The organism is Microbacterium sp. Leaf151 (assembly GCF_001424225.1).
Classification (GTDB): domain Bacteria; phylum Actinomycetota; class Actinomycetes; order Actinomycetales; family Microbacteriaceae; genus Microbacterium.
This window is the reverse complement of the sequence record NZ_LMOR01000004.1, coordinates 304,900-329,369: the sequence shown is the minus strand read 5'-3', so window position 1 is coordinate 329,369 and position 24,470 is coordinate 304,900. Positions and strand designations below refer to the sequence as shown.

The window sequence follows — 24,470 nt, the reverse complement described above, 5'->3', positions numbered from 1 at the left end:
GCGCGATGTCGGTGCCCGCGATGTTCGAGTCGGTCCGAGGGCTCCTCGACGAGCACAAAGCCGTCCAGGAGGAGCTCTCCGACCCCGCCGTACACGCGGACGCGGGACGCGCGAAGCGCGTCAACCGGCGCTATGCGGAGCTGTCGCGCATCGTCTCCGCCCATGAGACGTGGGTCTCGGCCTCCGATGATCTGGATGCGGCGCGTGAACTGGCTCGCGAGGACGACGCGTTCGCCGACGAGGTGCCGGGGCTGGAGCAGCGGGTCGTCGAGACGCAGGAGCGTCTGCGGCGCCTGCTCATCCCGCGCGACCCCGACGATGCGCGTGATGTGATCATGGAGATCAAGGGCGGTGAGGGCGGGGCCGAGAGCGCCCTGTTCGCGGCCGACCTCCTGCGCATGTACCTGCAGTACGCGGCGTCCATGGGGTGGAAGACCGAGCTGCTCGAGCGCACCGAGAGCGATCTGGGCGGATACAAGGACGTCCAGGTCGCGATCAAGGGCTCCTCGAGCGACCCGGCGCAAGGCGTGTGGGCGCACCTGAAGTACGAGGGCGGCGTGCACCGCGTACAGCGCGTGCCGGCGACGGAGTCGCAGGGCCGCATCCATACCTCGACGACCGGTGTGCTCGTCTTCCCCGAAGTCGACGAGCCCGAAGAGGTCGGCATCGACCCCAACGACCTCAAGATCGACGTCTTCCGCTCGTCGGGTCCCGGAGGGCAGTCGGTCAACACGACCGACTCTGCGGTGCGCATCACGCATGTGCCCACGGGCATCGTCGTATCGATGCAGAACGAGAAGTCGCAGTTGCAGAACCGCGAGGCGGGTATGCGTGTGCTGCGTGCGCGCCTGCTCGCCAAACAGCAGGAGGAGCGCGACGCTGTCGCCGCCGACGCGCGAAAGTCGCAGATCCGCGGCATGGACCGCTCCGAGCGCATCCGCACCTACAACTTCCCCGAGAACCGGATCGCCGACCACCGCACCGGCTACAAGGCGTACAACCTCGACCAGGTGATGGACGGTGCCCTCGGCCCGATCATCGAGTCGGCCATCACCGCCGACGAAGAGGCGCGGCTCGCGGCACTGGCCGACGGGTGACCAACCGGCCGCCGTCCGTCGGAGACGGGGGAGTCCGAAGCGACGTACCTTTCGCACCTCGATGCGCGTCGGGGCCGTCGGGCGCCCCCGCGGAGCCCGACCCGTTCACCCGGCAGAGGTGACGGAGGGGGGAGGGCCCGCGGGCCCTCCCCCCTCACGCACCGTCTCGGTGCGTGCTCGTCAGCGGCAGCTGATGGCAGCGTAGGCGGCGGTGATCGTGCGCGAACCCGACCCGTCCGTGGCCGTCACCTCGACAGAGCCGGCCACGACCGTCGAGGCGCGCACGGTGGTTGCCGTGGAGACCGAGGCACCGGGGGCGACGGCGGTGTGCGCTTTGCCGCCCCACGCCGTGTTCACGGTGAGATCGGCGACGGCGTCGCTGTCGTTGGTCGCTCGCGTGGTGATGACGACCTTCCCCGCAACGCACCGGGCGGATGCCACGGCACTCACGGCGGGTCCCGGGGGAGCCGTGGCGGTGATGGTCGCGATCGCGGGTGTGCCAGCCGAGTTGGCGAGCTGTCCGCGCACCTGGACGGTGTCGCCGGCCTTCTTCAACGACGACAGGTCGGCCTTGTCCCATGTCACCGCGACGGTCTCGCGGTGCCCGTCCTTGAAGGTGGCCTGCACGGTTCCGGGAAGCGTGACGTCGGCGGATCCGGCCTGCGCGGTCGCGGCGACCGGGTCGATCGAGGTGACGAGCAGCGACGGGTTCCACTTCGCGGCGAGGGTGTCGCGCTCCTGCGCCGTGATGGCGAGGATCGAGCCGTGGCGGGGTGAGGCCGGCAGCGAGAAGCTGTTCGGGATCGTCCACTGGATGTCACCCTCGAGCGAGTTCGTCCCGAGGGGGATGTACCCTCGTCCGCCGTAGTTGTCGACCCAGAGGAAGTACTCGTACCCGGCGCGGTCGCCCTCGTTGGCCTTGAAGATCTCCGGACCTTCGACCTCGGGCGTGCCGGCGGTGCGGCCGATGCAGGTGTCGATGAGCGACCAGGCACCGGATGCCGTCGTGGCGCGCAAGTCGGTCGATTTCTGCGCGATGATGTCGGGTGAAGCGCAGCCGCTGGTCTGGGTGGCCTTGGTGAAGCGGTACCAGGTGTCACCCTCCTTCAGCACGGTGGAGTCGATCAGTCCGTTGCCGGCGTTCAGCCCGGGTACGTCCGCGGCCTTGAACCACGGCCGGGGGGTGGCGAAATCGCGGAAGTCGCGGGTCGTCGAGATGAGGATCTGCGGTCCGTTTCCGTCGGCGACGTTACGGGCGGCGCCGTCCGTGAAGAGCGAAGACGTCCAGTAGACGGTGTAGGCCTCGATGCTTTCGTCGTAGATCGCCTCCGGGGCCCAGGTCATGCCCGCATTGGGCAGGTTGACCTCGACGTGACGCTGCTCGCCCCAGTTGACCAGGTCGGTGGACTCCCAGATCTCGAGGTGCTGACTGCCGCGGTTCGTCGCGCCGCCCCAGCCGGAGGTGCCGACCGACAGGTCGGTGGCCAGAAGGAAGAACCGGTCGCCCTCTTTCGATCGCAGGATGAAGGGATCGCGCAGGCCCGTCGTGCCCTTGGTCGAGCTGAGGACGGGTTGCGCGTCGTTGAGCGTCTTCCAGCGCAGCGAATCGTTGCCGTCAGAGGTCGCGAAGCGGATCTTCTCGCCCTGGATGCTGTCGCCGGTGAAGTACGCGAAGAGGTACGCGTCCAGGTCGCTGGCTGCGACGGGGGCCGCGGCGGGAACGGTGCGCACGAGTGTCCGAACGAGCGGCGCGGTGCCGTTGACGGTGATCGTCGCCGTCAGCGTGACCTGCGTGTCGGCGGCAGGGCGCGTGACGGCGCCCTTGGCGACGACGTTCGGGGCCGTGCCCTTGTCGGTCGTTGAGATGACCGCTTCGTTCGACGAAGACCACGCGATGGCGGCGTTCGCCGCTCCCGAGCGCGTAGCGGTGGCGGCCACGTCGGCACCGGTCGTCGGCAGCGTGACGCTGCCGCGGATCGGCCCTGCCACGGCAGCATCAGCGGCTACGCCGTCGGCGACGGCGCGGGCCAGTTCGGCCTGTGCACTGTCACCCTGGGCGTACGCCGGGATCTTCACCGTGATGCTCGATCCGGTGACAGCGGTGCCACCGTGGGTGGCGGTGGGCGTCAGAACGACGCTGGCATCGCCGGCACCGGCGGTCGGGCGGATGACCGCTCCGGTCGTGCTGACGACAGCGGGGTTGCTCGAGGTCCACGTGAGGCTCGAGCCACCCGCACCGGTGGTCGGGAGCGTCAGGTCGGAGGTGACGTTGGAGGTGTCGCCGAGCGAGACGGCCGCGTCGCCCCGCGCGATGCCCACGTGCACATCGCCCTCGGTCTGCTGCAGTTGGCCCGCGGAGAGAGCCGAGGTCCACACCTTCACGTCATCGATGGCGCCGGCCCAGTAGGCATCGGGTCCGTAGAACGACTTGCCGAGGTAGCCCGAGAAGGTGGAGCTGCCGATCGCCGCCGACGCGTTGTAGGTCGTCGCGGCCTGACCGACCAGGGCGCCGTCGAGGAAGGTCTGGACGGTCTTGCCGCCGGTGACGACGACCGCCATGTGCACCCAGCGCGAGGCGGCGACCGGGGCGGTGCCCGACGCGCGGATCTCGGAGCCGTTCTTGATGGCGCCGTAGCCGGAACTGCCGCACTGCGTGGTCGCGAGGATGTGCGCATCGACGCTGGAGCCGAGCGTGAACGGCCAGGTGCACTGCGGTGCGCCGGTCCACCGGATCCATGCCGACATCGTGACGTCGGCCGTTCCTGCGGGGATGAGGCCCGGGGCGATGCGCACGTGCGGCGCCGCGGCGGTGCTGGCCCCGCCGGGCAGCGACAGCGCCATGTCGCCCGCGGCGCCGCTCGGCCCTGAGACGCTCGTCGCGCCGCCGTTCACGACCGTTCCGGCGTGGTTGCCGGGGGCGCTGTCAGCGATCACGGCGCCGTTGGCCGGGCGGGCGTCGATCTGATCGAAGGTGTACTCGAGGACCGGTGCCGGCACCGTCTCGGCCGCGATCGCGGCCGACGCGGGCGTCAGCATCGCTCCCAGGCTCGCGACGGCGAGCGAGACGGCGAGTATCCGGCGCGACGGGCGCGTGCGCCTCGCTCGAACGGGCGTGTGATCAGACGGCATGGGTGTCCTTTCGGAAGCCGGTCGGCATCGACTCGTGCTCCACGGGTTCGGCATCGAGCCCGGTTCGGAAGTTATGGCGCCGCTCAGGCTAGCGCAAATTGTTTCCGCTAACAATGGCGACCTCTACCCCTCGAAGCAGTCTCGCGTTACGAGCACGAGCACGAGCACGAGCACGAGCACGAGCACGAGCACGAGCACGAGCCGCGTCGGCCTCGGCGAACAGTGGTCGTCGTCGCCGCCGGCCCGTGCGCCCGAGGGTGCTCCGGTCGCGCCGCCCGCAAGGCGCCGCTCGTCCTCGTCAGGCGCTCCAGACCGGCGGGTGGGGGAGTGGCCCCCGACGCCCTTCGAGCTGCGCGGCGAGAGCGAGCAGCGTCGCTTCGCCGCCCGGACGGCCGACGAGCTGGACTGAGACCGGGTGGCCGGTGGCATCCATCGTGAGGGGCACGGTCACCGCGGGAAGACCCGCGACGTTGACGAAGCTGGAGTAGGGCGCGTACTCGACCTGCATCGCGAACGTGCGCTCGGGCGAGTGCCCCTCATACGTCCCGATCGGCTGCGGCGGCTGCGCGAGGGCGGGGGTGAGTACCGCGTCGAACGCCGAGAAGTCCGTGACCGTTCGCCGCTCGAACGCCCGGGCCGCCGCCAGGCCGTCGAGCAGGTCGAGCGCAGACAGACGTCGACCCTCCTGCACGAGCCAGGCGGTGAGAGGCTCGACGAGGGCGAGATCCTCGTGGCTCAGGGGGATCCGCGCCGCGCTCGCGCGCCACAGCACTCGGAAGAGTGCGGCGTAGCCCCGCGGACGCCACGCGGCATCCTCCACGTCGTGTCCGCTGTCGCTCAGCCAGGCGGAGGCCGTCTCGAACGCCGCACGGGCGTCGGGATGGAGGCGGATGTCTTCGTCGTCGTCCCACGGGGAAACCGTGGTTTTTCCCACACGGAGCCCGGTCGTCTCTCGCCGTGCGGCGTCGACGAACGGACCGCTCCCGGGTGCTGCCGTGGCATACGTGAACGGCGCCAGGCCGACGAGAGCGTCGAGGAGGTGTGCCGCATCCTCGGCGGAGCGGGCGATCGGGCCCGTCACGGAGAGCCCGTCGGGGGAGTCGAAGCCCGAACCGATCGGAAGTCGCCCCCGTGAGGGTTTCAATCCCACCACCCCGACCGTTGCGGAGGGGATGCGGATGGAGCCGCCACCGTCGGAACCCACCGCTGCGGGCAGGAACCCCGCCGCGACCGCGACGGCCGCGCCGCCGCTCGACCCGCCGGCGCCGGCCGACGGCATCCACGGATCGCGGGCGGGGGCGTGGATCAGCGGCTCGGTGAACCCGGTGAGCCCGAACTCCGACGTGCTCGTCTTGCCCACGTTCACCGCACCGGCGGCGTCGAGGGCGCGTGCGAGGGGATCGGATGACGTCGGCACGTGGTCCACGCGCGATCGCGAGCCGTAACGGGTGGCGACGCCGGCGCGGGCGACGAGGTCCTTGTCGGCGAGGGGGACACTCCACAACGACCCCGCCGGGGGATACGGGAGCGAGGTAGCGCGATCCCGAGCGGCGCCCGCGGTCACCTCGGCGAACGCGCCGAGATCGTCCAGTCGTTCGATGCGGTCGAGGTAATGTGCGGTCACCTCGGTCGGGGAGAGCTCGCCCACGCGCAGCGCCTCGGTCTGGGCGACGAGCGACAGATCGTGCAGGCGTGGCATGAATCGAGCCTACGGCGCGGGTCGGGTCGACCCGCGCCGCGGAACTCCCGTCAGATCCAGTACTCCGGGGTCGTCAGCAGGGCACGGGTGTCTTCACCGCTCCGGCGCATCCGTGCCTTGGCCGGCACACCGACGAGCACGCTGTCGGCGGGGGCGTCGCGGGTCACCACGGCGTTCGCGCCGACCACCGTCCCGGCTCCCAGGGTGATGGGACCGAGGATCTTCGCCCCGGCGCCCACGGCGACCCCGTCATGAAGTGTGGGGTGCCTCTTGCCGCCCTCGCGCTGCCGGCCGCCGAGGGTGACGCCGTGGTACAGCATCACGTCGTCGCCCACCTCGGCCGTCTCGCCGACGACGACACCCATGCCGTGGTCGATGAAGAAGCGCCGCCCGATCGTCGCGCCCGGATGGATCTCGACACCGGTCAGCCACCGGGTCACCTGCGACAGGGCCCGCGCCGGAAAGCGCAGACCCCGTCGCCACAGACGGTGGGCGATCCGGTACGACCAGACGGCGTGGAGCCCCGGGTACAGCAGGGCGATCTCGAGTGCGCCGCGCGCCGCGGGGTCGCGGAGCTTGGCGGAGGAGATGTCTTCGCGGATGCGGGAGAGGACCCCCACCGTCAGTCTTCGCGCAGGTGCTCGTACAGCGCCGTCGAGAGGTAGCGCTCGCCGTACGACGGGATGATCACGACGATGTTCTTGCCGGCTGCCTCGGGACGGCGGGCGACCTCGAGGGCGGCCCAGATGGCCGCGCCCGACGACATGCCGACGAGGATGCCGTCTTTTGCGGCCGTTTCACGGGCCAGGCGGATGGCGTCGTCGAACTCGACGTCGATGACCTCGTCGAGGATCTCGCGGTCGAGGATCGCGGGGACGAAGTTCGGGCCGATGCCCTGGATCTTGTGCGGGCCGGGGTGGCCCTTGGTGAGGATGGGGGAGTCGGCCGGCTCGACGGCGACGATTTGCACGCCGGGGACGCGCTCCTTGAGCACCTGACCGACGCCCGTGATGGTGCCGCCCGTGCCGATGCCGGCGACGAAGTAGTCGACCTTGCCCTCGGTGTCGCGCAGGATCTCCTCGGCCGTCGTGCGGCGGTGGATGGCAGGGTTGGCCTCGTTCTCGAACTGACGTGCCCAGACGGCACCAGGGGTCTCGGCGACGATGCGCTTGGCCTCGTCGACCGCGTGCGACATGCCCTTGGTGGGGTCGGTCAGCACGAGCTCTGCGCCGAAGGCCTTGAGCAGGATGCGGCGTTCCTTCGACATCGAGGCGGGCATGGTCAGAACGACCTTGTACCCGCGCGCCGCCCCGACCATCGCGAGGGCGATGCCGGTGTTGCCGCTGGTGGACTCCACGATGGTGCCGCCGGGCTTCAGCTCACCCGATGCCTCGGCCGCGTCGACGATCGCGATGCCCAGGCGGTCCTTGACGCTGGATGCCGGGTTGTAGAACTCCAGCTTCAGCAGGATCTGCGCCTCGGTGCCCTCCGCGACGCGGTTCAACCGCACGAGGGGGGTGTCGCCGAATGCGGAAGTGATGTCGGGGTGAATGCCGGGCATGGGGCGCCTTTCGCCGTCTGTCAGAACGCGATCATCCTAGGCGAGGCGCCCGGGTCCGAGATCGTTGTGTGACGCTGCGCTACTAGGCTGGGGTTCCGTCATGCCCGAGACGCACTCGCCCCCGCCCTTTTCCCCTCGCGTCGCCGACGTCGTCCGCGAGACCGCCCGCCGATTCGGTGCGGCCGGAGTCCCCGACGCGCAGGTCGACGCCGAGCTGCTCGTCGCCCACGTGCTCGACACCTCGCGTGGGGGAGTGCAGGCTGCAGCAGTCCGTGGAGATCGGATGCCGTCCGCCGCCGCCGCGGGACTGGCCCCGCTCGTCGACCGACGTTGCCAGCGTGAGCCGCTGCAGCACCTGACGGGCGTCGCCCCGTTCCGCTCCCTCGAGTTGGCGGTCGGCCCGGGCGTCTTCGTGCCCCGGCCCGAGACCGAGATGGTGGCCCAGCTCGCGATCGACGCGCTCCGCGGAGTGGCATCCGAGTCCCCCATCGCGGTCGACCTCGGAACCGGCAGCGGCGCGATCGCCCTCGCGATGGCGACCGAGGTGCCCCACGCGCGCGTGTTCGCCGCCGAGAACTCGGTCGACGCGTTCATCTGGACCAGGCTCAACCACTCCCGTGTCGGCGCCGACAACCTCACCCTCGCTTTCATCGATCTGGCGGCCGCGTTCCCCGAACTGGACGGGACCGTCTCGGTCGTGGCCTCCAACCCGCCGTACGTGCCCGACGATGCGATCCCGCGCGATCCCGAGGTGCGCCTCTACGACCCGCCGGCGGCCTTGTACGGCGGCCCCGACGGACTGGATGCCGTGCGTCGGCTCAGTCACGTGGGTCTGCGTCTGGCCCATCCCGGCGGCACAATCGTGCTCGAGCACGGGGAGTGGCAGGGCGAGGCGATCCGCGGCATCCTGACCGCCGACGGATGGCGCTCGGTCGCCACGCACATCGACCTGACGATGCGCGACCGCGCGACGACGGCCGTTCGTCCGTGACTGCGCTCTCAGCAGGGCACGACTAGACTTGCGCGCGACATGTCACCCGTCTACGACTGCCGTGACGAGTCGCAGCTGCTGTCCGGGATGCGCCACGCGCGTCAGGCGATCGGCCGAGGCGAACTCGTCGTGCTCCCCACCGACACCGTCTACGGAATCGCCGCCGACGCGTTCAATGCGCGCGCCGTCGCAGGGCTCCTCGAAGCGAAGGGGCGGGGACGCCAGCAACCACCGCCCGTGCTCGTGCCGGGGGTGGCGACCCTGCGCGCCCTCGTCGCCGAGATCCCTCCCGCCGTCGACGACCTCGTGCGCGAGTTCTGGCCCGGCGGGCTGACCATCGTCCTGCCCGCTCAGCCCTCGCTGTCGTGGGACCTCGGCGACACCCACGGGACGGTCGCGGTGCGCATGCCCGCGCAGAAGCTGACGCTCGAGCTGCTGGAGGAGACGGGCCCCCTCGCCGTCTCGAGTGCGAACCTGACCGGCATGGCGGCCGCCGTCGACATCGACTCCGCCCGCGACATGCTGCGTGACAGCGTCGCCGCCTACCTCGACGCCGGTCCCAGCGAGACGGGCGTCGCCTCGACGATCGTCGATGCCACGACCCTGGTCGGCGGTGCCGAGCCCCAGGTGCGCGTGCTGCGCGAAGGCGCCATCTCGCGCGAGCGTCTGCGTGCGGTGCTCGGCGATCTGCTCGAGCCCGACCCGGAGGACGGCGACGTCAGCCCCATCGCGCCGTCGGTCGAACCGTCGCCGGATTCCGAGGCGCCGGGTCCGTGACCCAATACCTCCTCATCATCCTGTTCACGGCGGCGGTCACGCTCGCGTTGTCGTGGGTGGTGTGGAAGCTCGCGCTGCGGTTCAAGCTCTATCCCGGCATCCGGGATCGCGACGTCCATCAGACGCCGACGCCCCGACTGGGCGGAGTGGCGATGTTCCTGGGTGTCGCGGCGGCATTCGCCCTGTCGAGTCGCAACCCTTATTTCGCAATACTCTGGGCCGACCCGGTGCCGGTGCTCTCGCTCCTGGGCGCCGTACTCCTCATCGTGCTCGTCGGCGTCGCGGATGACCTGTGGGACCTCGACTGGATGATCAAGCTCGGCGCGCAGTTCGTCGCCGCCGGCATCATCGCGTGGTTCGGGCAACTTCAGATCCTGTCCTTGCCGATCGGGGCGCTCACGGTCGGGTCGGGGTGGGTGAGCTTTCTGCTCACCGTCTTCGCCCTCGTGGTCGTGATGAACGCCGTCAACTTCATCGATGGCCTCAACGGCCTCGTCGCGGGCGTCTGTCTGATCGCCAACGGCGTGTTCTTCGCCTACTCCTACCTCCTGGTGCGTGACACCGGAGCCAGCACCTACTTCAACCTCGCCTCGTTCATCGCCGCCGTCCTCATCGGGGCGTGCGTGGGGTTCCTGCCCATGAACTGGACGCCGGCGAAGCTGTTCATGGGCGACGCGGGCGCGCTCATGCTGGGACTCCTCATGGCCAGTTCGGCCATCGCCATCACCGGTCAACTCGATCCGGCCGTGCTCGACCCCGAGAAGATCGGTCGTTCGCAGCTCCTCGGTGCCTTCATCCCGATCCTGCTGCCGGTCGTGATCGTGCTGCTTCCCCTGCTCGATTTCGGCCTCGCGGTCCTGCGACGTCAGTGGGCCGGTAGGTCGCCCTTCTCGCCAGATCGCAAGCACCTCCACCACCGCATGCTCGACATGGGCCACAGCGACCGCGACGCGGTGCTCATCTTTTACAGCTGGACCGCAGTGGTCAGCCTGGCGTTCCTGCTGATGTACATCGGAACCCAGCAGAGCTGGCCCGGCGACTACCTGATCGGTGTCCTGTTCGGCCTCACCGGTGTCGCCGCGTGCGCCGTGCTGACACTCCTTCCCTCACAGCACCGTCTACGGCGGTTGACCCGTCGTGCCCGACCCATCCGACCGGAGACCCCCTCATGAGCAGCGCCACGCCCGAAGCCCGTCGACCCCTTTCGAGTACGCCGGTGCTGCGCACCGCCCTGGTCTGGGGCGGGATCGTGACCGCCGTCCTGCTCGTGGTGGGCGCCGCCGTCGGCTTCGCCGTCGGGGGAGCGCCCGGTCTCGGCAGCGCACTGGCGGGAGTCGCCGTGAGCGCGATCTTCCTGGCCGTGACGGCGACCAGCATCCTGGTGGCCAACCGGTGGTACGGCGATCCGCTCTATGTCCCCATCTTCTTCGGGATCGTTCTCGGCGGCTGGCTGCTCAAGCTGATCCTGTTCATCGTCGCCATCGCCGTGCTGCGGGGGCAGGATTGGGTCGACCTCGTCGTCTTCTACGTCGCGCTCGTGATCAGCGTGCTCGCCTCGCTGGCGGTGGACGTCGTGGTGCTCATGCGCATGCGCATCCCCAGCGCCAGCGACGTCACCCTGCCCACCGATCCCGACGCCAGCGACCGCCGCGCGTGAGTTCGCGGGGCGCATAGTCCACGACGAGGGCCGCCGCCGCGCATTAGTCCGGCGGCGAGAGGATCCTCCGGCCCGACACGTGGACAGCCTGGGAGTTTGATAGGGTGGCATTCGTACCCACCCGCGATCGGAACTCTTTTCCAGGTCTCCTCATCGGGTACCATCACCGACCATCGTCGCAACGGTTCACACCGATGCCCCGAAGCTGGAGCCAGCGCTGACTACTCAAGCTGCGACCCTGATCACGAATCTCGCGTCTGCGGGTGCGGAATTCCACCCGCCCTCTATTTCCGAGTTCTTTCCCGACGCGGTCATCACGTTCCCGGGCCTGTACATCTTCGGTGCGCCGTTCGAGATCACCCGTATCAACCTGGTGCAGTTCCTGGCGACGCTGGCCCTCGTCCTCTTCCTCGTGCTCGGCACGCGGCGTATGAAGATCGTCCCCGGTCGCTTCCAGAGCATCGCCGAGATGGGCCTCGACTTCGTGCGCGTCAACATCGCCGAAGACATCCTGGGCAAGAAGGACGGGCGTCGGTTCCTGCCCATTCTCACCACCATCTTCTTCATGGTGCTGTTCATGAACATCACCGGCGTCATCCCCGGTCTGAACATCGCCGGCACCAGCGTCATCGCCGTGCCCATGCTGCTCGCGATCGTCGCCTACGTCACCTTCATCTACGCGGGCATCAAGAAGAGCCCCGGCGGCTTCTTCAAGAACGCCCTGCTGCCCTCGGGCGTGCCGTGGCCGCTGTACATCATCATCGTCCCGCTCGAGTTCCTCTCGACCTTCATCATCCGCCCCGTCACGCTGACGCTGCGTCTGCTGATGAACATGGTCGTCGGTCACCTCATGCTCGTGCTGTTCTTCTCGGCGACGCAGTTCTTCGTCGTCGGGCTCGGCGGTTGGTGGACGGCGCTCGGCGCCGGATCCCTCGCCTTCGGTCTCGCCTTCACCCTGTTCGAAATCTTCGTCGCCTTCCTCCAGGCGTACGTCTTCGCGATCCTCACCGCGGTCTACATCCAGCTCGCGGTCGCAGAAGAGCACTGAGCGGCCCGGCGCACGCCGAGCCACCCAACGAAAGGAAAAAACCCGTGGACGCAACTACGGTTCTCGCCCAGGTCACCGGTAACGTCGCCACGATCGGCTACGGCCTCGCCGCCATCGGCCCCGCCATCGGCGTGGGCATCGTCGTCGGCAAGACGATCGAGGGTGTCGCCCGTCAGCCCGAACTCGCGGGCCGCCTCCAGGTCCTGATGTTCATCGGTATCGCCTTCACCGAGGCGCTCGCCTTCATCGGTATCGCGACCGGCTTCATCTTCACCTGATCCGGCCGCTCTCGACTCACTGTAAGGAGACAGGATGCTGAACGCTCTTGTCACACTCGCCGCGGAGCCCGCGGGCGAGGAAGCGCAGAACCCGCTCCTGCCTGCCGCGTACGACATCCTCTGGTCGTTCGTGTGCTTCGTCATCATCGCCGTCGTGGTGTGGCGTGTGGCTCTGCCGCGCATGGCGAAGCTGCTCGACGAGCGCAGTGCTGCCATCGAGGGCAACATCGCCAAGGCCGACGAGGCCCAGCGACAGGCCGAGGCCGCCCTCGAGGAGTACACCGCCCAGCTCGCCGAAGCGCGCAAGCAGGCCGGCGAGATCCGTGAGGGCGCGACGCAGGACGGTCGGAAGATCGTCGCTGAGGCGAAAGAGACGGCTGCCACCGAGGCAGCACGCATCACCGCCAGCGCGCACGCGCAGATCGAGGCCGAGCGTCAGACGGCTCTCGTGCAGCTGCGCTCGGAGGTCGGCACCCTCGCGGTCGACCTCGCGGGCAACGTGATCGGCGAGACGCTGACCGACGACGCGCGTGCGAACGCCGTGGTCGACCGCTTCCTCGCCGAGCTCGAGGCCTCCGAGAAGGCGGCCAAGTAATGGGCAGCGCGACCACTCAGGCCCGGACCGCGACGACGGAGGCGCTGGCCTCCACGTCGGGCGTCGACCTCGACGTCGCGCGCGAACTGTTCGCGGCCGTCGCCGCCGTGAGCGGTTCGGCGCAGCTGAGCGGCGCGCTGTCCGACTCGTCGGTGCCGCCCGCTGTCCGTGCGGGTCTCGTCTCGGCGGTCTTCGGTCCGTCGTACCAGCCGGCGACGGTTGCGCTGCTCTCCAGCGCCGCTCAACAGCGCTGGTCCAACTCCGGCCAGTTCATCGAGGGGCTCGAAGAGCTCGCGGTGCAGGCGACCTCGGTCGCCGAGCCGGCCGACATCGAGGCGGAGCTGTTCGCCTTCTCACGGACGGTCGCCTCCAACGGCGAGCTCGAGCTTGCGCTGGGCGGTCGCCTCGGCGGCGCCACGGCGAAGGGCGACCTCGTCTCGAAGCTGCTCGATGGACGCACGAGCGCCGGTACCGCACTCATCGTCTCGTCGCTGGTGAAGCACGCCCGCGGTCGCCGGGTGCGCGCCCTGCTGCGCCGGGCCGAGCGCATCGTCTCCGACCAGCGTGCGCGCATCGTCGCCACCGTGTACGCCGCGGCCCCGCTGAGCGACGACCAGCAGGCCCGCCTGCAGAACTCCCTCAGCGCGCGATACGGCTCAGCGGTCACGCTGAACACCGTGATCGACCCGACGGTGCTCGGCGGACTGCGTGTGCAGGTCGCCGACGATGTCATCGACGCGAGCGTGTCCGCACGTCTCGCCGATCTCCGCCAGCGGATCGCCGGCTAAAGACTTTCCGCCCGAGCGGGCGTGGATCTGGGGGCCGAGTGCCCCACGAACGAAGGAAGACAATGGCAGATCTCTCTATCAGCCCCGACGTCATTCGTGACGCGCTGAAAGACTTCGTCACCGCCTACGAGCCCAACGGCGCCGCGGCGACCGAGGTCGGCGCCGTCGTCGACGCGGCCGATGGCATCGCGCACGTCGAGGGCCTTCCCGGCGTGATGGCCAACGAGCTCATTCGCTTCGCGAACGGCACGCTGGGTCTGGCGCAGAACCTCGACGAGAACGAGATCGGTGTCGTCGTGCTCGGCGAGTTCTCCGGTATCGAAGAGGGTCAGAGTGTGACCCGCACGGGTGAGGTCCTCTCGGTCGGCGTCGGTGACGGCTACCTGGGCCGCGTCGTCGACCCGCTCGGAAACCCGATCGACGGTCTCGGTGAGATCGCGACCGAGGGTCGTCGTGCACTCGAGCTCCAGGCTCCAGGCGTCATGCAGCGCAAGAGCGTGCACGAGCCGCTGCAGACGGGCATCAAGGCCATCGACGCAATGATCCCGGTCGGACGCGGACAGCGTCAGCTGATCATCGGCGACCGCCAGACCGGTAAGACGGCCATCGCGATCGACACGATCATCAACCAGCGCGCGAACTGGGAGTCCGGCGATGTCGACAAGCAGGTGCGCTGCATCTACGTCGCCATCGGCCAGAAGGGTTCGACCATCGCCTCGGTGAAGGGTGCCCTCGAAGATGCCGGCGCGATGGAGTACACCACCATCGTCGCGGCCCCGGCCTCCGACCCCGCGGGCTTCAAGTACCTCGCTCCCTACACCGGTTCGGCCATCGGCCAGCACTGGATGTACGGCGGCAAGCACGTTCTCATCATCTTCGACGACCTGTCGAAGCAGGCCGAGGCCTACCGCGCCGTGTCGCTGCTGCTCCGCCGCCCGCCGGGCCGCGAGGCGTACCCCGGTGACGTCTTCTACCTGCACTCGCGTCTGCTCGAGCGTTGCGCGAAGCTGTCCGACGAGCTCGGTGCCGGTTCGATGACGGGTCTGCCGATCATCGAGACCAAGGCGAACGACGTCTCGGCGTACATCCCGACCAACGTGATCTCGATCACCGACGGCCAGATCTTCCTGCAGTCCGACTTGTTCAACGCCAACCAGCGACCCGCGGTCGATGTGGGTATCTCGGTGTCGCGCGTGGGTGGTGACGCCCAGGTGAAGTCGATCAAGAAGGTCTCGGGCACGCTGAAGCTCGAGTTGGCCCAGTACCGCTCGCTCGAAGCGTTCGCGATGTTCGCGAGCGACCTCGATGCGGCGTCGCGTCGTCAGCTGGCCCGTGGTGCGCGTCTGACCGAGCTGCTCAAGCAGCCGCAGTACTCGCCCTACCCGGTCGAGGAGCAGGTCGTCTCGATCTGGGCAGGCACGAACGGAAAGCTCGACACCGTCGAGGTCTCCGACGTGCTCCGCTTCGAGCGCGAGCTGCTCGACTACCTCCGTCGCAACTCGACGGTGCTCGACACCCTGCGCGAGACCAACGCGCTCGGCGACGACACCCTCGCCGAGCTCGAGAAGCACGTCGATGCCTTCTCGAAGGAGTTCCAACCCGGCAAGGACCAGAGCGTCGTCGGCGCCGAGAAGGTCGACGCCGCCGGGGCGGAAGACGTCAACCAGGAGCGGATCGTCAAAGGCCGTCGCTGAGTAGCGACGACACGAGAACGGAATCATGGGCGCACAACTGCGGGTCTACAAGCAGAAGATCTCTTCTGCTCAGACGACCAAGAAGATCACGAAGGCGATGGAGCTCATCGCGGCCTCTCGCATCCAGAAGGCGATGGCGCGTGTGCGCGCGGCGTCGCCTTTCGCGAAGGCCGTGACGAACGCCGTCTCCGCCGTGGCGACGTACTCGTCGGTCGATCACCCGCTGACGACCGAGCGCGAGAACATCCGCCGATCGGCCGTGGTCATCTTCACGTCCGATCGCGGTCTCGCCGGTGCGTTCAACTCGCAGATCCTCCGAGAGGGTCTCGAGTTGTCCGAACTGCTGCGGTCGCAGGGTAAAGAGGTCGTCTACTACCTGGTCGGGCGCAAGGCCGTCGGATACTTCCAGTTCCGTCGCATGCCGAGCGTCGCGCAATGGGTGGGCGACACCGACACTCCGCAGTTCTCGACGGCGGAAGCCATCTCGGATGCCGTCCTCGAGGCGTACCGGGCCGGCGGCGAGAACGACGGCGTCGACGAGATCCACCTCGTGTACAACCGTTTCGTCAGCATGATGACCCAGTCGCCGGAATCGGTGCGACTCCTTCCCCTCGAAGTGATCGAGGCGGACGAAGCGCCGTCCCAGTCCGAGGTCTACCCGCTGTACGAGTTCGAGCCCGACGCCGAGACCGTGCTCGACGCGCTCCTGCCGACCTACGTGCAGAGCCGCATTTTCAACGCCCTCCTGCAGTCGTCGGCCGCGAAGCACGCCGCGACCCAGAAGGCCATGAAGTCGGCGAGCGACAACGCCGACAAGCTCATCACCGACTACACCCGCCTGCGCAACAACGCGCGTCAGGCGGAGATCACGCAGCAGATCGCCGAGATCGTCGGCGGCGCCGATGCCCTGGCATCCGGCAAGTAAGTTCCCAAGGAGAGAAGAAGCCATGAGCCTCACCGCCGAGAAGACCGACGCGGCCGTCGTCGGACGCGTCGCGCGCGTCACCGGCCCGGTCGTCGACATCGAGTTCCCGCATGACGCGATCCCCGAGATCTACAACGCGCTGAAGACCACGATCACCATCGGTGATCAGTCGACCGAGATCACCCTCGAAGTCGCCCAGCACCTCGGTGACGACCTCGTCCGCGCCATCTCGCTCAAGCCCACCGACGGCATGGTCCGCGGCCAGGAAGTGCGCGACACCCGCGGCCCCATCTCGGTGCCCGTCGGAGACGTGACCAAGGGCAAGGTGTTCGACGTCACCGGTGAGGTGCTCAACGGCGTCCCCGGTGAGACCATCGAGGTCACCGAGCGCTGGGGTATCCACCGCAAGGCGCCGAGCTTCGACCAGCTCGAGTCCAAGACCGAGATGTTCGAGACCGGCATCAAGTCGATCGACCTTCTGACCCCCTACGTGCAGGGTGGAAAGATCGGCCTGTTCGGTGGCGCCGGTGTCGGCAAGACCGTCCTGATCCAGGAAATGATCCAGCGCGTCGCGCAGGACCACGGTGGTGTGTCGGTGTTCGCCGGTGTCGGTGAGCGCACCCGTGAGGGCAACGACCTCATCGCCGAGATGGAAGAGGCGGGTGTCTTCGACAAGACCGCACTCGTGTTCGGCCAGATGGACGAGCCGCCGGGAACGCGTCTGCGCGTTGCCCTGTCGGCCCTGACGATGGCGGAGTACTTCCGCGACGTGCAGAAGCAGGACGTGCTGTTGTTCATCGACAACATCTTCCGCTTCACGCAGGCCGGCTCAGAGGTTTCGACGCTGCTCGGTCGCATGCCTTCGGCCGTGGGTTACCAGCCCAACCTCGCCGACGAGATGGGTGTGCTCCAGGAGCGCATCACCTCGACGCGCGGCCACTCGATCACGTCGCTCCAGGCCATTTACGTGCCCGCCGACGACTACACCGACCCGGCCCCGGCAACGACGTTCGCGCACCTCGATGCGACGACCGAGCTCTCACGTGAGATCGCCTCGAAGGGTCTTTACCCGGCCATCGACCCGCTGACCTCGACGAGCCGCATCCTCGACCCCCGCTACATCGGTGCCGACCACTACCGCGTCGCCACCAACGTGAAGCAGATCCTCCAGAAGAACAAGGAACTGCAGGAGATCATCGCGATCCTCGGTGTCGACGAGCTCTCGGAAGAGGACAAGATCGTCGTGTCGCGTGCACGTCGTATCCAGCAGTTCCTTTCGCAGAACACCTACATGGCGAAGAAGTTCACCGGCGTCGAGGGCTCCACGGTCCCGATCAAGGAGACGATCGAGTCGTTCGACGCCATCGTCAAGGGCGACTTCGACCACGTCGCCGAGCAGGCGTTCTTCAACGTCGGTGGCATCGCCGACGTCGAGGCCAAGTGGGCGCAGATCCAGAAGGAGAACGGCTGACATGCCGCTGCGCGTGAGCCTGGTCTCGGCCGACGCCGAGGTGTGGACGGGAGAAGCGTCTCTCGTCGTGGCCAAGACCGTCGAGGGCGAGATCGGCTTCATGCAGGGGCACGAACCGGTGCTCGCCATCCTCGCCCAGGGCGAGGTGCGCATCACTCGCACCGACGGAACGAAGATCCTGGCCAACGCCGAGGACGGCTTCCTGTCGATGGCGAGCGACGAGCTGACCATCGTCGCCGGAAACGCCTCACTCGTCTCCTGACGCCGCTTCATCGCTGACGCGCGTCGCCCGATCACTCGGGCGGCGCGCGTCGCCGTTTTCCCGGAGTGCACATGCTCGTCCTGCTTCCCCCGTCCGAGACCAAGCGCCCCGGAGGTGTGGGTGCTCCGCTCGACACCACCCGTCTCGTCTTCCCGACCCTCCGCGAGCCCCGCGACGCCGTCGTGGACGCCCTCGTCGCGTTGTCCGCCGACGAGGACGCGGCCGCACGGGTTCTCAAGCTGAGCCCGAAGCGACGGCATGAGATCGCCGATAACGCCGCTTTTCGCACTGCGCCCACGATGGCCGCCGTCGACCGCTACACGGGGGTGCTCTACGACGCACTGGATGCCGCGTCCCTCGACGACGAGGCACGCTCGTGGCTCGGGGCGCACGTCGCCATCCACTCAGCACCGCTGGGGCCTGTGGGAGCCCTCGACCGGATTCCGGCGTACCGGCTGGCGGCGGGTACATCTCTCCCCGGTGTCCCGCCGCTCCGACGCATCTGGGCCGACGCGGTTCGCGATGCGGTGGCCGCGACCACCCCCGACTTCGTGCTCGACCTCCGATCCGAGGCGTACGTCGCCCTCGGGCCCCTCCCTTCGACGGTCTCGTCCGCATACGTCCGTGTCGTGACCCCGACGTCGGAGGGAGCGGCGCGTGTGCTGAACCACTTCAACAAGCACGCGAAGGGAGAGTTCGTGCGTGCACTTGCGACGCACCGCCCCGCGGTCGCGGACGTCCATGAGCTTCGAGCCTGGGCGACGTCGACGGGGTGGGCGATCGTCGACGGTCGAGACGGCGAGATCGCTCTCGTCGTGTAAAGGTGGAACGTGTCTTTCAGTGTTCTCACAGCTTCGCTAACATGTGAGCGCACGGGGCGTACGGACGCTTCGTCGCGCACTCGCCTGGAAAGGAATCCACATGAGTGGTTCGTCTTATACCTACGATGACGGGAACGGCTTCGCTGCCCTCGCATTCCTGATCGTCTTGTTGCCCCTGCTGCTCATCAGCATCTTCGCGGGCTACATCATCTCGTCGTTCTTCCTCATGAAGATCTTCGAAAAGGCCGGCGTGCAGGGCAAGTGGCGCGCCTGGGTGCCGATCTACAACACGCTCGTGGCGGCGAAGCTCGGCGATGTCTCGCCGTGGGCGTATCTCATCGTGGTCGTCGGCGCGAGCGTTCTGAGCAACATCCCGGTGATCGGCTTCGTCTTCGGGCTCGTGGCGCTCGCAGCCAGCGTCGTGGTCGCCTGGCGGATCGGTCTGAAGTTCGGCAAGGACTGGCCGTTGCTGCTGCTGTGGCTCATCCCCGGCGTCGGAACTCTCATCTGGCTCGGCATCCTGGCCTTCGGATCCGCCCGCTGGAACCCGGCCATCGCGTCCGCACCTTGGGCGAACACCATCGCCGCCGACAAGACCGTTTGGGACGGCGTCCCGGTGCAGCCCGGCCAGCAGGTCACCGGCACCGGTGGCCCCGGCTACGGTGGCCCCGCAACCGGCTCCACACCTCCGCCGGCGCCGGGCACCACGCCTCCGCCGCCCGCACCGCCGCAGTATTGATCCGGGGAAGGGCCTCTCGCAGGGCGGGGGGCCCTTCGTCGTCGCGTGGGCAGAGGCGTCCGATTGGGACCGGCTCCGCGGGTAGGAGGTCGGCGCTCGTCCGAACAGCCGGTGCAGTCGGCGTCTGGACGCTTCGCGCCGCCGGTGGGCCGACTGCGCAGGGGAGGTTCGCGGGTCGCGTCCAGGCGTCTACTAGGATGACAGGGCCGTGCGCTTTCGCCGGCTCTGTCGTCGGCCAACCGGAGGATCTTTCGTGCCCGAGGTGACCACCCACACGCGCAACGTCCCGTTGGGGTCGATGACTCTGGAGTTGTCGTGGGCTGCCGGCACCGACACCGGTCGGCGGCGCGAGGTCAACCAGGACGCCGTCCTCGCCGAATTCCCGCTGTTCGTCGTCGCAGACGGAATGGGCGGTCATCTCGGCGGCGAGATCGCCAGCGCGAGCACGGTCGATCGTCTGCGTGCCGTCGTCGAAGGTGGCGCGGTCTCGACGAAGAACATCGAGAAGGCCCTGTCGCGTGCGGTGAAAGACATCGTCTCGCACCCCGAGACCACCGACGAGGGCACCGGCACGACCCTCACCGGGGTCTACCTCGAGACGCATACCGAAGAGCCGCACTGGGTGACGCTGAACATCGGCGACTCCCGTGTGTACGTGCTGCGCGACGGCGAGATCGTGCAGGTCACCACCGACCACTCCGTCGTGCAGGAACTCATCGCCGCGGGTCGGCTCAGCCCCGAAGAGGCTGAGAACCACCCCTACGGCAACGTCATCACCCGCGCGGTCGGCCCGAGTGACAGCGTCAAGCCCGACTACCTGCGGCTCGACGTCCTCGACGGCGACCGCTTCGTGATCTGCTCGGACGGGCTCACGAAAGAGCTCACCGACTTCGGCATCCGCCATTTCCTCGAGGCCAACTCCGACCCCGCCGCCGCTGTCGAGGCGATGATGGCCGCGGCTCTCGAGAACGGCGGCCGCGACAACATCACCATCGTCGTCCTCGACGTCGGTCGCCGCGACGCCTGACCTCGCGGCCCACCTCCGCCGGAGACTGCGCCGCGACGGCTGACCTCGCGGCCCGCCGGGCCCGAAGTCTCCGCTTGACCGCGGTGGGGCGCGGCTCCTACGTTCAGGTCATGACCGCTGCACCCGAACGCACGGCCGGCAAGGGCTTGGCCACCGGCACCCTGGGCCTGTGGGGCTCGACCGTGATCGGTTTGGCATCCACTGCCCCGGTGTACTCCCTCGTCGCCACCCTGGGCTTCGTCGTGCTCGCCGTGGGGTCGTCGGCGCCGATCGCCTTCATCATCGCGTTCGTCCCGATGCTGTTCATCGCCTTCGCCTACCGCGAGCTGAACAACGACGTGCCCGACTGCGGCACGACGTTCACGTGGAGCACGAAGGCCTTCGGGCCGTGGATCGGATGGATGGGCGGGTGGGGCGTGGCCGTGGCCGGCATGGTGGTGCTGGCGAACCTCTCCCAGATCGCGGGCATCTACCTGTGGTCGCTGATCGGCGACGGATCCCTCGCCGAGAACGTGCCGCTCGTCACGGCTACGGGTGTCGCCTTCATCGCGGCGATGACCTACGTCAGCTACCGCGGGGTGGAGATCGGCGAGCGGATCCAGAACGTCCTGCTCGGAGTGCAGTACCTCGTGCTGGCATTGTTCGTGGTGCTGGCGCTGTGGAAGTTCTTCGACGGCACCGCACCCAACCCGACCCCGTTCGACATCGCGTGGTTCAACCCGTTCGGCTTCAGCGACTACAGCGGCTTCATCGAGGCGGTGCTGCTGGCCCTGTTCATCTACTGGGGATGGGACACCTGCCTCGCCCTCAACGAGGAGACGAAGGACCCGAAGCGCATCCCCGGTCGGGCGGCACTGCTGACGACCGTGATCCTGCTCGGCACGTACGTCACAGTGACGGTCGCTGCCATGATGTACGCCGGTGTCGGTGAGGACGGCGCGGGCCTTGCGAACCCCGAGAACGCGGATGACGTGTTCCTGGCGCTCAAAGACGGGCTCTTCGGACCGTTCGGCTGGGTGCTCATCGTCGCGGTGCTCATCTCCGCCGTGTCGTCGACGCAGACCACCATCCTCCCCACCGCACGCGGAACCCTCGCCATGGCGGCGTACAAGGCCCTGCCGCGCCGCTTCGGGACGGTGCACCCCCGCTACCGCACGCCGTCGTTCTCGACGCTCGTGATGGGCATCGTCGCGAGCGTCTACTACGTGGGCATGACGCTGATCAGCGACAACATCCTGCAGGACTCGATCCTCTCGCTGGGGCTGGCGATCGCGTTCTACTACGCCATGACCGGGTACGCCTGCGTCTGGTACTTCCGCCGCGAGCTGACCCGCTCGGCGAAGGACCTCGTCACCCGTGGCATCCTGCCGCTCCTCGGAGCCCTCATGCTCACGTACGCCTTCGTGCAGTCCGCTATCGACATGTACGACCCCGAGTACGGCAACACCGTGCTCCTCGGGATCGGCGGGACCTTCGTCGTGGGGATCGGCGCGCTGGCGATCGGTTTCGTCCTGATGCTCATCTGGTTCGCCTTCCCCGGGGCGAAGCCGTTCTTCCGGGGTGAGAGCCTGAACCGCGACACCGAGGTGCTCGTGCCCGACGAGCCGATCGCCTACCCCAGGTCGGTGGACGGCGGCATCTGAGCGCCGGGCCGTCGCCCTCAGACGGCGGAGCGGATGGCGCCGACCTCGTGGCCGCCGCCGAGCACCGACAGCGACAGGTGGGAGACGACGTCGGCAACGGCCTCGGGTGCGAGCGCTCCGACGCGCTCCAACAAGCGCAACGCGACGACGTGTCCCGCCCGGTTGGAGCCGTCGAGCATCTTCAACGCCACCGTGGTCCCGTCGGGGGCCGTCATGACCTGCACGCCCTCGGCGCCCATCTTGCTGAAGACGCCGAGACGCTCGATGACCACCGTGTCGGGTCGACCGGGGCCGTCGATGGTCCACGGGTGCTCGCGAACGGCGCGCACGAGGGTGCCGGCGCTGCGATGCAGCGCGAAGGGCGAGCGCTCCGACGACGTGGCGATGCGCTGGATGGCACGCGCCAGCCCGACGAGGCTCATGGCGTACACCGGGGCGCCGCAGCCGTCGATCGCGGTGGTCGTCAGCCGCTCGCCGACGAGGCGTTCGATCACCTCGCGGATGTGCACCTGCAGGGGGTGCTGCGTGTCGAGGTACCCCTCGGTCGCCCACCCGTTCGCGACGCACGTGAGCAGCATCGCCGCGTGCTTGCCCGAGCAGTTCATGCGAAGAGGCGAGGGAGCGCCATGGTCGCGCACGAGCTCATCACGCGACGCGGCGTCGGACGGCCATGCGGCGGGACAGCCCAGGTCGTCTTCGGTCAGTCCCGCCGATTGCAGGATGCCGCGGGCCACCTCGGCGTGCCGCTCGGTGCCGCAGTGACTCGCCATCGAGATCGCGAGACGCTCGTCAGCGAGGTCGACGCCGGCTGAGAGGCACGCGAGCGCCTGCAGGGGCTTCATGCTGGAGCGGGGGAGGAACGCGGCCGTGGCGTCACCGAGGGTGAGCATCTCAGACCCGTCGGGGGCCAGGACGACAGCGACACCGTGGTGCCGCGACTCGACGAATCCGTTGCGGTCGACGACGGCGAGCTCGGCGAAAGCGGGGGGCGTGGGCATCCCTCCATGGTATCCCGGCACCCCTTCGCCGGCGGGTGGCCGTCGTCGGCGCGAGGCGTCGTCGTCTGTTGCACATCCGGCACGTCGGGCGACGAATTGCGGCGACTCGCGCGGTGGGAGACCGGGGGAGGGGCAGACTGGGGGGCATGAACGGAGAGCATCACTACCGCCTGCGCTCGACCTGGACCGGCGACCGGGGGAGCGGCACGAGCGGCTACCGCGACTACGACCGCGCCGTCACCCTCGAGGTCGAGGGCAAGCCGGCCATCGCGGCATCCGCCGACAAGCCCTTCCGGGGCGACCCCACCAAGTGGAACCCCGAAGAGCTGCTGCTCGCGGCCCTCAGCGAGTGCCACCTGCTGTCCTACCTGCATGCGTGCACCACGACCGGGGTCGTCGTCACCGCGTACGAGGACGACGCGATCGGCACGATGCAGGAGGACGGCAACAGCGGCGGAGCGTTCACCGAGGTCGTGCTGCGGCCGCGCGTGCGGGTCGCCGAGGAGTCGATGGTCGAGGCTGCGCGCGCCGCGCATCGGCAGGCGCGCGAGTGGTGCTTCATCGCGAACTCGGTCAACTTCCCCGTGCGACACGAAGCGGAGATCACCGTCGGCTGAGCGAGGTGCGCGTCGGTGCACGGGATATCGCGGCGTCGTACAGTGAGCGGATGCAGCTCGAACCGACCCTGCGGCGTCTCGATCGGATCGCCGGCGGACGTCAGGCCGATCACCGCGTCGCGGTCTCGGACGACCCGAAAGTGCGCCGCGCCTTCCGCGCGATCACGCTCCTGCTGGCCCTGGGGTTCGTCCTCGGCGTGGCGACGGTGGTCTTCGCCCTCGTGATGACGGTCAGCGGGGACGACGTCGGGTTCGCCGTCTGGATGCGCTGTCTGGTCGTGCTGGCGATCACCACGACGCTGTTCTATTTCCTGTGGCGGGCGCGGGCCGGGTGGTACTGGGCATTCCGCCGCCTGCAGCTGTTCAGTCGCATCTTCCCCGTCATCGCCCTTGTGCTGGCGGCCATCCCCGGGCTCTACCCGTTCTGGGTGGTGACCGAGCAGATCCTCTTCGCGATCCTGCTGATCGGCGTCTCCGACTACCTGCAGTCCGACGCGATGCGCGCGGCGTATCCGAAGCCGCAGCGCTGAGACTCGGCATCCGGATGCCGGGAGCCCGGCCACGCGAGGAGATGACCGGTCTTCCTCGCCGGGCGCTGCCGCGTCTATCTGTGCGCGAACGACGGAACCCCGCCGGCAGGACGCCGACGGGGT

General features: G+C 68.6%; 24 protein-coding genes. 19 read left to right on the top strand and 5 right to left on the bottom strand.

What is annotated here, in order from left to right; all coding sequences use genetic code 11:
• Positions 1 to 20: 20 nt before the first annotated feature.
• Entirely contained in the window at positions 21 to 1,097 is a 1,077-nt protein-coding gene (gene prfA, locus ASF76_RS12295; RefSeq protein ID WP_055960045.1) for a peptide chain release factor 1, read from the top strand.
• Between the two features lie 180 nt (positions 1,098 to 1,277).
• Here prfA and ASF76_RS12290 read toward each other — a convergent pair whose 3' ends face one another.
• The 4 genes from ASF76_RS12290 to cysK all read right to left on the bottom strand — a co-directional run bounded on the left by ASF76_RS12290 (position 1,278) and on the right by cysK (position 7,486).
• The gene (locus tag ASF76_RS12290) at positions 1,278 to 4,226 is read right to left on the bottom strand and encodes an immunoglobulin-like domain-containing protein (RefSeq protein ID WP_055958119.1); all 2,949 of its coding nucleotides are present in this window, start codon (positions 4,224 to 4,226) and stop codon (positions 1,278 to 1,280) included.
• Between the two features lie 298 nt (positions 4,227 to 4,524).
• Positions 4,525 to 5,925 (bottom strand): amidase, encoded by a 1,401-nt coding sequence (locus ASF76_RS12285; protein WP_055958116.1) that lies wholly within the window; start codon positions 5,923 to 5,925, stop codon positions 4,525 to 4,527.
• Between the two features lie 50 nt (positions 5,926 to 5,975).
• Complete coding sequence (gene epsC, locus ASF76_RS12280) at positions 5,976 to 6,545, bottom strand: serine O-acetyltransferase EpsC (protein ID WP_055958113.1); 570 nt, start codon at positions 6,543 to 6,545, stop codon at positions 5,976 to 5,978.
• A gap of 2 nt (positions 6,546 to 6,547) precedes the next feature.
• Positions 6,548 to 7,486 carry a cysteine synthase A gene (gene cysK / locus ASF76_RS12275; protein WP_055958110.1) on the bottom strand — a complete coding sequence of 313 codons (939 nt, stop codon included), beginning with the start codon at positions 7,484 to 7,486 and terminating at the stop codon, positions 6,548 to 6,550.
• 100 nt (positions 7,487 to 7,586) lie between these two features.
• On the opposite strand from cysK, the gene prmC reads away from it, so the two are divergent.
• The 16 genes from prmC to ASF76_RS12195 all read left to right on the top strand — a co-directional run bounded on the left by prmC (position 7,587) and on the right by ASF76_RS12195 (position 22,202).
• Entirely contained in the window at positions 7,587 to 8,477 is an 891-nt protein-coding gene (gene prmC / locus ASF76_RS12270; protein ID WP_055958108.1) for a peptide chain release factor N(5)-glutamine methyltransferase, read from the top strand.
• 39 nt (positions 8,478 to 8,516) lie between these two features.
• The gene (locus tag ASF76_RS12265; protein WP_055958105.1) at positions 8,517 to 9,254 is read left to right on the top strand and encodes an L-threonylcarbamoyladenylate synthase; all 738 of its coding nucleotides are present in this window, start codon (positions 8,517 to 8,519) and stop codon (positions 9,252 to 9,254) included.
• The gene (locus ASF76_RS12260; RefSeq protein ID WP_055958102.1) at positions 9,251 to 10,426 is read left to right on the top strand and encodes an MraY family glycosyltransferase; all 1,176 of its coding nucleotides are present in this window, start codon (positions 9,251 to 9,253) and stop codon (positions 10,424 to 10,426) included. Before ASF76_RS12265 ends, ASF76_RS12260 begins: the two co-directional genes overlap by 4 nt.
• A gap of 44 nt (positions 10,427 to 10,470) precedes the next feature.
• Positions 10,471 to 10,911 (top strand): hypothetical protein, encoded by a 441-nt coding sequence (locus ASF76_RS12255; protein ID WP_327037576.1) that lies wholly within the window; start codon positions 10,471 to 10,473, stop codon positions 10,909 to 10,911.
• Between the two features lie 217 nt (positions 10,912 to 11,128).
• Positions 11,129 to 11,959, top strand: a complete 831-nt coding sequence (gene atpB, locus ASF76_RS12250; RefSeq protein ID WP_200936147.1) for a F0F1 ATP synthase subunit A — start codon at positions 11,129 to 11,131, stop codon at positions 11,957 to 11,959.
• 44 nt (positions 11,960 to 12,003) lie between these two features.
• Positions 12,004 to 12,237: a F0F1 ATP synthase subunit C gene (gene atpE / locus ASF76_RS12245; RefSeq protein ID WP_043360904.1), complete on the top strand. Its 234-nt coding sequence runs from the start codon at positions 12,004 to 12,006 to the stop codon at positions 12,235 to 12,237.
• Positions 12,238 to 12,271: 34 nt separating this feature from the next.
• Positions 12,272 to 12,832, top strand: coding sequence for a F0F1 ATP synthase subunit B (locus ASF76_RS12240; RefSeq protein WP_055958096.1), 561 nt, complete (start codon positions 12,272 to 12,274; stop codon positions 12,830 to 12,832).
• Positions 12,832 to 13,620, top strand: a complete 789-nt coding sequence (locus ASF76_RS12235) for a F0F1 ATP synthase subunit delta (protein ID WP_055958093.1) — start codon at positions 12,832 to 12,834, stop codon at positions 13,618 to 13,620. Before ASF76_RS12240 ends, ASF76_RS12235 begins: the two co-directional genes overlap by 1 nt.
• A gap of 62 nt (positions 13,621 to 13,682) precedes the next feature.
• The gene (atpA, locus tag ASF76_RS12230; RefSeq protein ID WP_055958091.1) at positions 13,683 to 15,314 is read left to right on the top strand and encodes a F0F1 ATP synthase subunit alpha; all 1,632 of its coding nucleotides are present in this window, start codon (positions 13,683 to 13,685) and stop codon (positions 15,312 to 15,314) included.
• Positions 15,315 to 15,339: 25 nt separating this feature from the next.
• Positions 15,340 to 16,239 carry a F0F1 ATP synthase subunit gamma gene (locus ASF76_RS12225; RefSeq protein WP_055958088.1) on the top strand — a complete coding sequence of 300 codons (900 nt, stop codon included), beginning with the start codon at positions 15,340 to 15,342 and terminating at the stop codon, positions 16,237 to 16,239.
• A gap of 22 nt (positions 16,240 to 16,261) precedes the next feature.
• The gene (gene atpD, locus ASF76_RS12220; protein WP_055958085.1) at positions 16,262 to 17,710 is read left to right on the top strand and encodes a F0F1 ATP synthase subunit beta; all 1,449 of its coding nucleotides are present in this window, start codon (positions 16,262 to 16,264) and stop codon (positions 17,708 to 17,710) included.
• Position 17,711: 1 nt separating this feature from the next.
• Complete coding sequence (locus tag ASF76_RS12215) at positions 17,712 to 17,972, top strand: F0F1 ATP synthase subunit epsilon (RefSeq protein ID WP_055958082.1); 261 nt, start codon at positions 17,712 to 17,714, stop codon at positions 17,970 to 17,972.
• A 71-nt stretch (positions 17,973 to 18,043) separates the two neighbouring features.
• Positions 18,044 to 18,793, top strand: coding sequence for a YaaA family protein (locus tag ASF76_RS12210; RefSeq protein ID WP_055958079.1), 750 nt, complete (start codon positions 18,044 to 18,046; stop codon positions 18,791 to 18,793).
• Between the two features lie 100 nt (positions 18,794 to 18,893).
• The gene (locus ASF76_RS12205; protein WP_055958076.1) at positions 18,894 to 19,532 is read left to right on the top strand and encodes a hypothetical protein; all 639 of its coding nucleotides are present in this window, start codon (positions 18,894 to 18,896) and stop codon (positions 19,530 to 19,532) included.
• Between the two features lie 253 nt (positions 19,533 to 19,785).
• Positions 19,786 to 20,559, top strand: a complete 774-nt coding sequence (locus tag ASF76_RS12200) for a PP2C family protein-serine/threonine phosphatase (RefSeq protein ID WP_055958073.1) — start codon at positions 19,786 to 19,788, stop codon at positions 20,557 to 20,559.
• Between the two features lie 110 nt (positions 20,560 to 20,669).
• Positions 20,670 to 22,202 carry an APC family permease gene (locus tag ASF76_RS12195; protein ID WP_055958070.1) on the top strand — a complete coding sequence of 511 codons (1,533 nt, stop codon included), beginning with the start codon at positions 20,670 to 20,672 and terminating at the stop codon, positions 22,200 to 22,202.
• Between the two features lie 17 nt (positions 22,203 to 22,219).
• Here ASF76_RS12195 and ASF76_RS12190 read toward each other — a convergent pair whose 3' ends face one another.
• The gene (locus tag ASF76_RS12190; RefSeq protein WP_055958067.1) at positions 22,220 to 23,200 is read right to left on the bottom strand and encodes an asparaginase; all 981 of its coding nucleotides are present in this window, start codon (positions 23,198 to 23,200) and stop codon (positions 22,220 to 22,222) included.
• A gap of 146 nt (positions 23,201 to 23,346) precedes the next feature.
• Here ASF76_RS12190 and ASF76_RS12185 point away from each other — a divergent pair, with 146 nt between their 5' ends.
• Both ASF76_RS12185 and ASF76_RS12180 read left to right on the top strand, forming a co-directional pair.
• Entirely contained in the window at positions 23,347 to 23,817 is a 471-nt protein-coding gene (locus ASF76_RS12185) for an OsmC family protein (protein ID WP_055958064.1), read from the top strand.
• A 50-nt stretch (positions 23,818 to 23,867) separates the two neighbouring features.
• Positions 23,868 to 24,347, top strand: a complete 480-nt coding sequence (locus ASF76_RS12180; RefSeq protein WP_055960039.1) for a hypothetical protein — start codon at positions 23,868 to 23,870, stop codon at positions 24,345 to 24,347.
• Positions 24,348 to 24,470 lie beyond the last annotated feature (123 nt).

What these genes read in the sequence shown, in the direction of transcription:
- prmC (WP_055958108.1), top strand. Translation starts at nt 7,587, where the DNA reads ATGCCCGAGACGCACTCGCCCCCGCCCTTTTCCCCTCGCGTCGCCGAC.
- ASF76_RS12240 (WP_055958096.1), top strand. Translation starts at nt 12,272, where the DNA reads ATGCTGAACGCTCTTGTCACACTCGCCGCGGAGCCCGCGGGCGAGGAA.
- ASF76_RS12235 (WP_055958093.1), top strand. Translation starts at nt 12,832, where the DNA reads ATGGGCAGCGCGACCACTCAGGCCCGGACCGCGACGACGGAGGCGCTG.
- ASF76_RS12185 (WP_055958064.1), top strand. Translation starts at nt 23,347, where the DNA reads ATGAACGGAGAGCATCACTACCGCCTGCGCTCGACCTGGACCGGCGAC.
- ASF76_RS12285 (WP_055958116.1), bottom strand. Translation starts at nt 5,925, where the DNA reads ATGCCACGCCTGCACGATCTGTCGCTCGTCGCCCAGACCGAGGCGCTG.
- ASF76_RS12195 (WP_055958070.1), top strand. Translation starts at nt 20,670, where the DNA reads ATGACCGCTGCACCCGAACGCACGGCCGGCAAGGGCTTGGCCACCGGC.
- ASF76_RS12205 (WP_055958076.1), top strand. Translation starts at nt 18,894, where the DNA reads ATGAGTGGTTCGTCTTATACCTACGATGACGGGAACGGCTTCGCTGCC.
- cysK (WP_055958110.1), bottom strand. Translation starts at nt 7,486, where the DNA reads ATGCCCGGCATTCACCCCGACATCACTTCCGCATTCGGCGACACCCCC.
- prfA (WP_055960045.1), top strand. Translation starts at nt 21, where the DNA reads ATGTTCGAGTCGGTCCGAGGGCTCCTCGACGAGCACAAAGCCGTCCAG.
- atpA (WP_055958091.1), top strand. Translation starts at nt 13,683, where the DNA reads ATGGCAGATCTCTCTATCAGCCCCGACGTCATTCGTGACGCGCTGAAA.
- ASF76_RS12210 (WP_055958079.1), top strand. Translation starts at nt 18,044, where the DNA reads ATGCTCGTCCTGCTTCCCCCGTCCGAGACCAAGCGCCCCGGAGGTGTG.
- ASF76_RS12180 (WP_055960039.1), top strand. Translation starts at nt 23,868, where the DNA reads ATGCAGCTCGAACCGACCCTGCGGCGTCTCGATCGGATCGCCGGCGGA.
- ASF76_RS12225 (WP_055958088.1), top strand. Translation starts at nt 15,340, where the DNA reads ATGGGCGCACAACTGCGGGTCTACAAGCAGAAGATCTCTTCTGCTCAG.
- atpD (WP_055958085.1), top strand. Translation starts at nt 16,262, where the DNA reads ATGAGCCTCACCGCCGAGAAGACCGACGCGGCCGTCGTCGGACGCGTC.
- ASF76_RS12215 (WP_055958082.1), top strand. Translation starts at nt 17,712, where the DNA reads ATGCCGCTGCGCGTGAGCCTGGTCTCGGCCGACGCCGAGGTGTGGACG.
- ASF76_RS12190 (WP_055958067.1), bottom strand. Translation starts at nt 23,200, where the DNA reads ATGCCCACGCCCCCCGCTTTCGCCGAGCTCGCCGTCGTCGACCGCAAC.
- ASF76_RS12290 (WP_055958119.1), bottom strand. Translation starts at nt 4,226, where the DNA reads ATGCCGTCTGATCACACGCCCGTTCGAGCGAGGCGCACGCGCCCGTCG.
- ASF76_RS12265 (WP_055958105.1), top strand. Translation starts at nt 8,517, where the DNA reads ATGTCACCCGTCTACGACTGCCGTGACGAGTCGCAGCTGCTGTCCGGG.